This window comes from Aquimarina sp. MAR_2010_214, assembly GCF_002846555.1.
Taxonomy (GTDB): Bacteria; Bacteroidota; Bacteroidia; order Flavobacteriales; family Flavobacteriaceae; genus Aquimarina.
Genome location: NZ_PJMS01000001.1, coordinates 1,441,755 through 1,452,504, shown reverse-complemented (window position 1 = coordinate 1,452,504; position 10,750 = coordinate 1,441,755). Strand labels below are relative to the sequence as shown.

Below are 10,750 nucleotides of genomic sequence, written 5' to 3'. Positions count from 1 at the left end.
ACATCCAAAAATCAGAGTAATTTTATAGGTAAATAATAATATGACTTTCGTCCCTTTTGTTTTTTTGTGTAGCTTTTTATAAAGCTTTATCAAACTGAGCTAATCTGAATTAAACAGAAGAAATGTTTTTTGACTAGCTCAGAATGAATATATCTTTATTTTTAAGCATTTGGATCCAACTCTCGCTGGAATGATAATCTTAAGAAATTAATATTCTTTCCGATTAAAAATCTGCATCAAAACTTATTTTGTTGTCTTCTGTATCTTTATTAAGTACTCCTGCTTTTTGATATTCTGAAACCCTTTTCTCAAAGAAGTTGGTTTTCCCTTGTAAAGAGATCATATCCATAAAATCAAATGGATTTGATGTCTCATATTCTTTTTCGCATCCTAATTCTACCAATAATCTATCGGTAACAAATTCTAGATATTGAGTCATCAATTTAGAATTCATACCAATCAAACTTACCGGAAGAGATTCTGTTATAAATTCTCTTTCTATATCTAATGCGTCTATCAGGATTTTTCTAATTCTATCCTTTGGCACTTTATTTATCAAATGTTTGTTATGAAGATGAACTGCAAAATCGCAATGTACTCCTTCATCTCTTGAAATTAGCTCATTAGAAAATGTAAGCCCTGGCATTAATCCTCGTTTTTTCAACCAGAATATAGAACAGAATGCTCCTGAAAAGAATATCCCTTCTACTGCTGCAAAAGCAATTAAACGTTCTGCAAAAGAATCAGATTCTATCCATTGTAATGCCCAATCTGCTTTTTTCTTAATTGCAGGAAAATTCTCTAATGCATTAAATAATATATCCTTTTCTTTCTCATCTTTTACATAAGTATCGATTAGTAAAGAGTATGTTTCCGAATGAATGTTTTCCATCATAATCTGGAAACCGTAGAAAAATTTTGCTTCACTATACTGTACTTCGTTTATAAAATTTTCTGCAAGGTTTTCATTTACGATCCCATCAGATGCTGCAAAAAACGCTAAAATATGTTTAATAAAATATTGCTCATCTTCAGTAAGTTTGGTTGCCCAATCCGTAATATCTTGATGCAAATCGATCTCTTCTGCTGTCCAAAAACTAGCTTCGGATTTCTTATACCATTCCCAAATATCGTGGTGTTGGATAGGAAAAATTACGAATCGATCTTTGTTTTCTTGCAAAATAGGTTCTACGGCGCTCATTCTTTTTTTTTTAGCTGTTTTTTTTGAGAATTTCTTATTTCCTAAGGGTCTTACAAAGATCAAAAAATAGGTTAAAAGTTCTACGGAAAGTTAACAAACGTTTTCAACAAAGTTTTCAACACGAAGTGAATTTGCAACAAAAATGATCTTTCACAAAAACACATATAACACTTTGTTAATCAAAATATTAAGTGTTTTTCAGAAAATACAGATAATGTGAACATCATCTTCAAAAATCTCTTATTTTTCACTTGCTAACCGAGGTTTTTCAGCAGAAAAACAAAGAAGGGAAAATACATCTGTTTACGGTAAACCCGTAATCTAAAAAATCTCTTATTTTAACAAAAAAAAGAATAAAAAAGGGGGCATATTTACATCAAAAAACATAAAGAAGGGGGTTATTTTTTCAATTTTGCTGCCACGTTTTCAAGTTCTATATACCAGTCTTCTCCAAATTTTCGGATTAAGGCTTCTTTAACGAATTTATAGATCGGTACTTGAAACTCTTTACCTAATGTACAGGCATCATCACAAATTTCCCATTTATGATAATTCACTGCAGAAAACTCTGTGTATTCCTGAACTCTAATTGGATACAAGTGACAAGATACTGGTTTTTTCCAGTCGATCTCTCCTTGGTTATATGCTTCTTCAATAGCACACGTAGCTGTGCCTTTTTCGTCAAAAATCACATAAGCACAATCTGCGCCATCAATTAAAGGTGTTTCGAGCTCTCCATTAGCTGTTTTGACAGAAGTTCCATAATGTTCGATGGCTTCAATACCTTCTTTTCTCAAATAAGATTTGATGATAGGATATATCTCTTTAAGCTTATGGGTCTCTGACTCTTCTAAGGGCGCTCCTGCCTCGCCATCAATACAGCAAGCTCCTTTGCATGCAGAAAGATTACAGACAAAGTCTTTCTCAATAATATCCTCAGAAACTATGGTTTTTCCTAATTGAAACATGGCGCTAAGATAAATCTTATACAATAGATTTTTTACAATTTATTCACCTTTTTATAATACCTTTATTAAATAAAGTCTATTTATATTTGCTCAAATTTTTGAAACCATTTTTACTATGAACTTTGACATTAAAGAAATTTTTACTGCAAGTATGATTTTATTTGCTGTAATAGATATCATAGGAAGCATCCCTATTATCATCGATTTACGTAAAAAAGTGGGGCATATCCAAAGTGAAAAAGCTTCGATTGTTGCTGCTATATTAATGGTCGTTTTTCTTTTTGTAGGAAAAGAAATTTTAAATCTTATCGGAATCGATGTTAATTCTTTTGCTGTAGCTGGGGCTTTTATCATTTTCTTTCTAGCCTTAGAAATGATATTAGGTATCCAATTATATAAAGATGATGAGCCAGAAACAGCAGCAGTAGTCCCTTTAGCTTTCCCGTTGATTGCTGGAGCCGGAACCATGACCTCTATTCTTTCTCTACGAGCAGAATACCATCCAATTAACATAGTAATTGCCATACTGATTAATATTATTTTTGTGTATATCGTTTTAAAATCTTCGAAAAGAATAGAAAAAATAATAGGTAAACAAGGGATTAATGTGATTCGAAAGATTTTTGGGGTAATTCTACTTGCTATTGCTGTTAAATTATTTGCTACAAATATCAAAGGCCTTTTTTAAATAAAATTAAACACATGAAATACTTTATATACCTATTAATTGCGATTGCGACAGGTTTAATTATTTTCAATATAACCTATCTAGATTTTGATAGTTTATTGACTGGTGATAGCAAAACGGCTCTTATTGGCATTTTTTCTTCTGCCTGTGTAATTCTTTTAATGTCAATCTTATTGGTTTCTAAAAGTATTCAAAAGAAGAAAAGAGGTAACTAATTCTTGAAGCTTATTAGTTATAGCTATTGTTTTAAATAACGTATATTTTCTCAAAAGCACTACTTAAAATACGAAGAAGCAAGCGATAATAACAGGTGGTATCGAAATCACCATTAGGATCATAAAAAAATTATGCAGCTTTCTAAACAATAATGCTCGCATTAAGGATTTTTTGAGCTTTATATCTTCAGAACTATGTATGTGTTCTCTTATTATATCACCAGAAACATAGGAGGTATCAACTAATATCTCATGTTTTAAAAAAATAGAAGCACTATTATCCAATAACCTAAAAGCAACTCCTATAATAAAGAAAAAAAGCGGAGAGCATATTGCAATAGCTACTAGATATTCCTCAAATTCTGACATATATATTGGTATAAATTATTCTTCTTTAGAAAGTGATAATACTTTAGTAATCATTGCATCATCTTCATTTATAATTCTTTCAAAAGCCCCAGTTCCAAATAATTGTCGCGCCATTGTCGCTTTCAAATATTTTTTTAATTGATCTTCATAATTTCTTAATTCAATTTCTACTCCTCTTTGTCTTGAATATTTTAAAAAATCTTCAGCAAAAGTATTATCTAAATTGATTTTTTCATTAAACTCATTTTCTGATAAATCATTATAATACGATCTGTTTTTATCCAGTTCTTCGAATACATATCCCCCCATACGGCCAGAGCGTAACATATAATCTAATGTTTCACCAACACGTGTAGTGTCTTTACCTACAAATATATCTGGTATAATACCTCCACCTCCATAAACAATTTTGCCTCCCGGAGTCTTAAACTTTAAAGAATCTGCTACCTGAATACTATCTGCATTCTGCAATTCTCCATTTTTATATCGCTCCATATACTCATTAAAATACTCTTTATTTCCGTTAGCATACGGTTTTTGTATTGATCGCCCGGTAGGTGTATAATATCTTGAAATTGTTAATCGTATTGCGCTACCATCTCCTAGTGCCATTTCTCTTTGTACAAGGCCTTTACCATAAGAGCGTCTACCTACAATAGTTCCTCTATCATTATCTTGTATTGCTCCGGCGAAAATCTCACTGGCAGAGGCAGAATTTTCATTGATCAATACATAGATTTTTCCTTTCTCAAAACTTCCTCTATTAGTAGCAAAATTATTTTCTATGGCTCCTTTTTTATTTTTGGTAAACATAATCAGCACATCATCTTTCAAGAATTCGTCTGCCATTTTTAGAGCCGGAGCAATAAATCCTCCTCCATTATTACGAAGATCAATCACCATATTTTCAGCCCCTTCATCAATTAACTCATCCATTGCCGTTTTAAACTCTTTATAAGTTGTCTCTGCAAAACGGTTTACTTTTACATACCCTAATTTATCATCTAGCATATAAGATGCATCAACACTTTGTATAGGTACGCGTCCTCTTTTTACTACAACATCAAATGTGCCTTTACCTTTTCTATATACCCTAAGCTGTACCTGACTATTAAGCTCACCTTTTAATCTATTAGCTAAACCATCTCTTATAAGTCGTTCTCCAAACAAGGTATCCCTATCTGCCATTAATATTCTATCTCCTGCCTTAATTCCCGATTTTTCACTTGGCCCTCCTTTTATGGTATTAATTACAGATATTGTATCTCTATAAGGATAATAACTCACTCCAATACCAATAAAATCCCCTTGCATATTTTCTGTAATCCCTTCGAGTTCTTCTGATGGTATATATATTGAATGAGGATCTAGATTTTCTAATATCCTATTTACTGTAACCTCAACAATACTATCTGTATTGATTTCATCTACATACTCATAATCTATATAATCAATAAGCCTATTTAGTTTTTCTTTTTTTGGGTTATATGAAAATAACTTTGCTGAAGGGTTGCTAAAATCAAGTTTGCTACCCAAAAACACTCCGGCTCCTACAGCCAAACCCAAAAACAAAGGCAAGTATTTTTTTGAATATCCCATTATTCTTCTAAATCCGTAATCTGTTCTATCTCTACTCCAGCTTTAGCAAGAAACTGCAAGCCAGAGTCATCTTTATAACCTGTTTGATACACGATACGTTTTATTCCTGCTTGGTGGATCAATTTACTACACTCCTTACATGGTGATAATGTAATATATAATGTTGCCCCTCTACATGATTGAGTAGATGAAGCCACTTTAGAAATTGCATTTGCTTCTGCATGTAATACATACCACTTTGTATATCCTTCTTCGTCTTCACATGGATTTTCAAAACCTGTTGGGGTTCCATTAAATCCATCTGAAATAATCATTCTATCCTTTACAATAACCGCACCAACTTTTTTTCTATCACAATGAGATAATTTCCCCCATTCTCTTGCAATCCTAAGATAGGCTTTATCGTACTTCAGTTGTTTTTTTTTGGACATAAAATAGAATGACTAGTGTATTGATAACAATCAAAGTACGAATATATTATTACGATATGGCAAATACAACCCTAATCACTACTTATTCACCAAATTTTATTAGCAATAAGCATGGGGATCACCATTCCTATCACGATTGAAGAAACAACAAGTATCCAATCTCGTTTTGAAAACCTAAAAAAGGTCTGAAATACAAAACTAACTATAAGGACTAATAAAACAATAATAATCTGTGCTGCTTCAACTCCCAATGCAAATTCAATCAAAGGTAAAATCTTAGAACTTACATTACTGCTAATTGCTTTGAAATAACTAGAAAAACCTAATCCATGAATTAACCCAAAAAAGATCGTTACCCCATATAAGATTCCAATTTTACTATTTTTTGACGTGTTTTTTGCTGTAAATACGTTAAACAAACCTGTCATCAAAATGGACAAGGGGATAAGAAATTCTACCAATCTTGAATTCACTGACACCACATTATATGCTGCCAAGAATAAAGAAAAGGTATGCCCAATTGTAAATAAAGTAACTAACACTAAAATTCGTTTCCAGCTATCAAAAGTATACCCTACAGTTAACACAATTAGAAACAAAATATGGTCATAAGCATGCCAATCCAGCACGTGACCAAAACCTAGCTTTAGATAAAGCCAAAACTCTGACATAATTTTAGGTTTTGAGGTGTGCGACTAATGTACAACTAAATACATGAACGAAGAAATACATAAAAAATCTTATCAAAAATTTAAGAAATTCTGACAAAAAACAGTAATCGCTTGGTAATTTCTTGCCGCCGAATCGGCATAGAAGAAGTAACTGATTATACCTTAAAAAAAATGTATTAATTTCACTGAAAATAGGGGTATTTTTCACTGAAAACCGGGTGTCAATTATATTATCAAAATAATAATTTTGGATATTCATTTACATGCCTCCATAATCATGAAAATCCTATTACACGCTATATTAGCTTTTTTATTTTTATCCTGTAGTTCTAAAGACGATAATAATATTTCTACTAACGAAAATACTGATTCATACAGACTTAAAGATCAGAACATAACAATCATTCTAAATGAATCTAAAAAAATTACCCTAGGGGATATTAAAAATTCATCAGGTAACCTCCTAATATATACAGTAACTCCGGATTCCAAAATCACTTTTAAATCAGAAAAAAACATCATAGAATACAAATCTGACAAAGTAGGTCCTGAAACACTTAATGTTACTGCTACAGATGATATAAACACACCTATAACTGCCAAAATAAATATTACAGTAAAAGAAACTGAAACCAATAGTTTTGACTTGATCGAAGGTTATGATTTTTATAATCCAAAATCTGATCCAAACTTACCTTCTGTTTTATTACCCGGAGAATCGTACACCAACCCTCATTACAAAACAACAGTTAGACGAATATCAAATCCTACACAAGATGGTCCTGGTGTAGATTTCATGGTCAATGAATATTCGAGAAAACAATCATTTAATAGTAATGACACCAAAATTTTAATCTTTGCAACAGATGGGTTTTGGCATGTATACAACACAGATGGAAGTCATTACAAAAAATTACAAGGCCCTGCCGGAGATTGTGAAATAGATTGGCATCATACAGACCCTAATAAGGTTATATATACTGGTAACAATGGTGTAGGTCTTAAGTTTTTTGAACATAATATAGCAACAGATGAAGTTAAAACAATAATAGACCTTACAAAAGTTACTTCTATAAAAGGTGATACAGGTTTGAATTCTGTAAAACAAATATGGCCTGATGCTGCTGTGGCTTGGACAAAAGCCGAAGGAACCAGCTCAAAAGATGGAAGATATCGAGGTTTGATGATAGAAAAGGTAGTGGGTAATGATTTCCATTTTTTAGGATTAATGGTTTATGATCAACAAGAGAATGCTATTGTAGGCTATTTGAACAAAGCAGATTACGGAGATAAGCCAGATCATGTAAGCATGTCGCCCTCTGGTGATTACATAGTTCCTTCTAGCACACAAAATGGAGTAGGAACACGCGCTTATACCAAAAATTTTTCTTCTTATGTACAATTGCACCACACCTCAGAACATTCTGATTTAGGGGTTTTACCCAATGGGCATGATGTATATATAGCAGCCGATTACCAAGACAATGAAGGTCAAATCTTTATGTATGATATACAAGCTAATAAAAAAACTGAATTCAACCATTTGTATCAATATACTACTGGTGGCGACAAACCAATTAATGCTTCAAATCACTATTCATTAAAAGCCTTTAATAAACCAGGATGGGCGCTATTATCCACCTATTCAGGCGAAAATCCACTGAATGGATGGGCACAGAACAAAATTATGGCAATAGAATTAAAGCAAGATGGAAGAATACTGAATATCTCGAACACCTACGGAGATCATGCAAAATTCCCTGGCAAAAATTACTGGACAGAAACCAAAGCATCTACAAATAGAGATTTTACAAAAATAATATTTACTAGTACATGGTTTGCCGGAAGTGATAACGATAGTAATGCCTACATTATTGAATTAGAACCAAATCAGATTCCTAATTTATAAAAACAACCCAAATTCTATATTAAAAATGAAAACCAAACTAACTTTTATAATTATTTGTTTTTCCTTTTTATTCGCCTGTAATAAAGATGATGACACAGGACAAACAAATAATGAAGCACTATTATATATCAAACACAATAATAAAATCATATTTGATGCTGGGTTTTTGATATCAAAAGCAACTGCTATTATCAAAAATGAAACATATCAAAACTCATTTGATTTAAAAATAGATCACGACAATCATGTTTTTGATGGAACATCATCCAAAATCCCCTACGGAAAATATAAGTTAGAGGTCACGTTTTATGAAAATGATAAGGTTCAGTTCTATGCCAATACAGACATAATACTAGAAGACTCAGAAAAGACTATTGACAACTTGGTCTTCAAAGAAGTGAATACTAATGAGGAAGAACCTATAATTAAAGATCAGTTTTTAAGTGTTCATAAAAACAAGGACTTAACAATTACTCTAGGTCCTGATAAAGACAAAGATGGAAATCCAATTACTTATACGGTTACACCAGAAGAGCATCTTACCCGTATTTCAGAAAATACCATAACATATAATAACGGCACTATAGGAAAGCACATATTAAGCGTTACTGCCAAAGAAAAAGATAATACAGAAACCAAGGCAAACATAACAATTTCGGTTAAAGAACCTATATTCCTTGAAGCTCCAGCAGATATTTTGTTTGTAGGTAATAGTTTAACACATCCTTTTGGTCCTCGTTGGGGCAATGACAGTGAAAGTAAAAAAGGAGCTGTAAAATATCATTTACAACAAATTTATAATGAATTAAATTTGAATAATGGTTTTGTAGAAACCATACGAGGCGGAGCTACTCTAAAAAGACATTATGGATACGATAACCCCCCAGATCCAGATAGTCCAGGAAACACCTACGAAATAGCCCGAATCAAGGAGCAGCACAACGTTACTGTACTTCAGCCCATGCTAGATGAGCCTTTTGATGGCTTGGAAGATTTTAGAACTTATGGAAAAATATTTGTAGACCTTATAAGAGTAGAAAAAAGTATTCCTATTCTTTATCATCCCTGGTCTTTAAAAAATCGTCAAAGCACTTATGACACCAATCTTAAGGAAACTAAGAAATTATGTATGGAGCTTGGAATTCAATTCGTAGATGTAGCATCCGTAGTACATCAGATATATCTGGATGATACTTCTACAGATAAAGTTTTATATAATCGATTATATGCAGGAAACAGCGACAGTACTCATCTTTCTATAGAAGGGATGTATATGGTAGGTTTATCTTTTGCTAAATTCTTCACGGGAGTAAACGCTGTAGATATTAATTACAGAGTTGAAGAAGCTGATAAAGAATATGCTGATATGATCAAAAGAACCATTGATAAAGTGATTACCAATAGGTTTCAAGAATAATAGTAAGGTTCTTATGACAAAATACTGAGTTCGATGTAAATTTTATTACATCGAACTCATGCATTATCGTGTTTTATAATCAATCTCAAATTTGCTACAAAAAAAGAACTAATACCAATTAAGATCACAACACTCGCTATTGAAAGTGCAATAAAATAGTGTTCAAAAAAAATGAAATCAAGCCAAATGACAGCTCCTTTATAAAAAATCAACACTTCTGTTAGAGCAAACCCTAAAAGATAGATGTAATATCCTTTCTCGGGAATTTTAATAAGTTTGAAATACTCTAAAAACAAAAACAAACCAATACTTACTACTCCCAGAAAAGTCCAATGCAAATACCCTATGGTAAAATCCAAAACAGTAGTTGCGAGATTTGCAACATACGGAAAAGCAGAGATCAGTTGCAGCAAAAATTTAATTATGATAAGAATACCAACGGTTTTTAAGAGTTTTTTTTGAAAACCAGAGAATATATTGCTTAATATCGTTTTTGATTTCATTAATAGTTCAACAAATAACATAAATGCTATGATCTGAAACAGGCCGCCTACTCCTCCTAAAATATAATAAATTCCTGCTGGTTTAGTCCATAATACAGAAAGGAAAAAACTCAGAATAACTCCAAGATTAATTGCCCAAGAAAAGCGATTAAAGTGCTTGTCGGAGATTTTTATTTCTCGAAGTTCAAGAACGAAAAATAGTAATCCAAATAAAGCCAATATCATCCATCCGTTATACTGAAAATGCAAATAAAAATAAATAGCTAGTCTATACCAGATAGAATCCGTTCCTAAGGTACTCATTATAGCTCCTAAAGCCCAAGGACCAATACTAGAAACAACCATATACCACAAAGCAATCTTTATACATTTATAAGATTTTGTATTCTTAAATTTCTCTGGTATATTTTTAACAAAAAACCAAGTAAACCAATACGAAGTAAAAAGGAATAATGTAGAAAAGGTTATCGAGAATAAAGCATACCCCTGAAAAGGGAAACTAAACAACATTCCTAGTAATGTAAATTGGGTAAACCAAAAAATGATATTATATCGTTTACCAACATTACAATCATTCAAATATAGTTTATAAAGTAGCGTCGTTAAACCAACATATACCCATCCTAGCAATGCTATATGAGAATGAGCATGTACAATATATCTATAATCAAAGGATATATCAAAAACATACAAAGACCTTAAAAAGACACCAAGTGCGGCTGCCAATAAAAAAAAGGTTAGTGCTATTGTAGCATCTCGTTTTGATTTAATCATCTATT

At 32.0% G+C, this 10,750-nt stretch carries 11 protein-coding genes; 4 read left to right on the top strand and 7 right to left on the bottom strand.

What is annotated here, in order from left to right:
• Positions 1 to 223: 223 nt before the first annotated feature.
• Positions 224 to 1,201 carry a ribonucleotide-diphosphate reductase subunit beta gene (locus tag ATE84_RS06355; RefSeq protein ID WP_024772204.1) on the bottom strand — a complete coding sequence of 326 codons (978 nt, stop codon included), beginning with the start codon at positions 1,199 to 1,201 and terminating at the stop codon, positions 224 to 226.
• Positions 1,202 to 1,599: 398 nt separating this feature from the next.
• Positions 1,600 to 2,169: a DUF3109 family protein gene (locus ATE84_RS06350; protein ID WP_101446820.1), complete on the bottom strand. Its 570-nt coding sequence runs from the start codon at positions 2,167 to 2,169 to the stop codon at positions 1,600 to 1,602.
• Positions 2,170 to 2,284: 115 nt separating this feature from the next.
• On the opposite strand from ATE84_RS06350, the gene ATE84_RS06345 reads away from it, so the two are divergent.
• Both ATE84_RS06345 and ATE84_RS06340 read left to right on the top strand, forming a co-directional pair.
• The gene (locus ATE84_RS06345; protein ID WP_101446818.1) at positions 2,285 to 2,857 is read left to right on the top strand and encodes a MarC family protein; all 573 of its coding nucleotides are present in this window, start codon (positions 2,285 to 2,287) and stop codon (positions 2,855 to 2,857) included.
• Positions 2,858 to 2,871: 14 nt separating this feature from the next.
• Positions 2,872 to 3,072, top strand: coding sequence for a hypothetical protein (locus tag ATE84_RS06340; protein ID WP_101446816.1), 201 nt, complete (start codon positions 2,872 to 2,874; stop codon positions 3,070 to 3,072).
• Positions 3,073 to 3,135: 63 nt separating this feature from the next.
• On the opposite strand, the gene ATE84_RS06335 is transcribed toward ATE84_RS06340, so the two are convergent.
• The 4 genes from ATE84_RS06335 to ATE84_RS06320 form a co-directional block, all read right to left on the bottom strand.
• Positions 3,136 to 3,441 (bottom strand): hypothetical protein, encoded by a 306-nt coding sequence (locus tag ATE84_RS06335; RefSeq protein ID WP_101446814.1) that lies wholly within the window; start codon positions 3,439 to 3,441, stop codon positions 3,136 to 3,138.
• A gap of 15 nt (positions 3,442 to 3,456) precedes the next feature.
• The gene (locus ATE84_RS06330) at positions 3,457 to 5,040 is read right to left on the bottom strand and encodes a S41 family peptidase (protein WP_101446812.1); all 1,584 of its coding nucleotides are present in this window, start codon (positions 5,038 to 5,040) and stop codon (positions 3,457 to 3,459) included.
• On the bottom strand, positions 5,040 to 5,471 hold the full coding sequence (locus ATE84_RS06325) for a dCMP deaminase family protein (protein WP_101446810.1): 432 nt from the start codon (positions 5,469 to 5,471) through the stop codon (positions 5,040 to 5,042). Before ATE84_RS06325 ends, ATE84_RS06330 begins: the two co-directional genes overlap by 1 nt.
• 86 nt (positions 5,472 to 5,557) lie before the next feature.
• Positions 5,558 to 6,142 carry a HupE/UreJ family protein gene (locus ATE84_RS06320; RefSeq protein ID WP_101446808.1) on the bottom strand — a complete coding sequence of 195 codons (585 nt, stop codon included), beginning with the start codon at positions 6,140 to 6,142 and terminating at the stop codon, positions 5,558 to 5,560.
• A gap of 277 nt (positions 6,143 to 6,419) precedes the next feature.
• Here ATE84_RS06320 and ATE84_RS06315 point away from each other — a divergent pair, with 277 nt between their 5' ends.
• Together ATE84_RS06315 and ATE84_RS06310 are read left to right on the top strand one after the other, a co-directional pair.
• Complete coding sequence (locus ATE84_RS06315; protein ID WP_143273583.1) at positions 6,420 to 8,051, top strand: hypothetical protein; 1,632 nt, start codon at positions 6,420 to 6,422, stop codon at positions 8,049 to 8,051.
• A gap of 25 nt (positions 8,052 to 8,076) precedes the next feature.
• On the top strand, positions 8,077 to 9,468 hold the full coding sequence (locus tag ATE84_RS06310) for a hypothetical protein (RefSeq protein ID WP_101446804.1): 1,392 nt from the start codon (positions 8,077 to 8,079) through the stop codon (positions 9,466 to 9,468).
• Positions 9,469 to 9,524: 56 nt separating this feature from the next.
• Here the strand turns inward: ATE84_RS06310 and ATE84_RS06305 are convergent, their stop codons facing one another.
• Complete coding sequence (locus ATE84_RS06305) at positions 9,525 to 10,745, bottom strand: hypothetical protein (protein WP_101446802.1); 1,221 nt, start codon at positions 10,743 to 10,745, stop codon at positions 9,525 to 9,527.
• Positions 10,746 to 10,750 lie beyond the last annotated feature (5 nt).

Coding starts and splice junctions, on each gene's coding strand:
- ATE84_RS06355 (WP_024772204.1), bottom strand. CDS start 1,201: ATGAGCGCCGTAGAACCTATTTTGCAAGAAAACAAAGATCGATTCGTA.
- ATE84_RS06350 (WP_101446820.1), bottom strand. CDS start 2,169: ATGTTTCAATTAGGAAAAACCATAGTTTCTGAGGATATTATTGAGAAA.
- ATE84_RS06345 (WP_101446818.1), top strand. CDS start 2,285: ATGAACTTTGACATTAAAGAAATTTTTACTGCAAGTATGATTTTATTT.
- ATE84_RS06340 (WP_101446816.1), top strand. CDS start 2,872: ATGAAATACTTTATATACCTATTAATTGCGATTGCGACAGGTTTAATT.
- ATE84_RS06335 (WP_101446814.1), bottom strand. CDS start 3,441: ATGTCAGAATTTGAGGAATATCTAGTAGCTATTGCAATATGCTCTCCG.
- ATE84_RS06330 (WP_101446812.1), bottom strand. CDS start 5,040: ATGGGATATTCAAAAAAATACTTGCCTTTGTTTTTGGGTTTGGCTGTA.
- ATE84_RS06325 (WP_101446810.1), bottom strand. CDS start 5,471: ATGTCCAAAAAAAAACAACTGAAGTACGATAAAGCCTATCTTAGGATT.
- ATE84_RS06320 (WP_101446808.1), bottom strand. CDS start 6,142: ATGTCAGAGTTTTGGCTTTATCTAAAGCTAGGTTTTGGTCACGTGCTG.
- ATE84_RS06315 (WP_143273583.1), top strand. CDS start 6,420: ATGAAAATCCTATTACACGCTATATTAGCTTTTTTATTTTTATCCTGT.
- ATE84_RS06310 (WP_101446804.1), top strand. CDS start 8,077: ATGAAAACCAAACTAACTTTTATAATTATTTGTTTTTCCTTTTTATTC.
- ATE84_RS06305 (WP_101446802.1), bottom strand. CDS start 10,745: ATGATTAAATCAAAACGAGATGCTACAATAGCACTAACCTTTTTTTTA.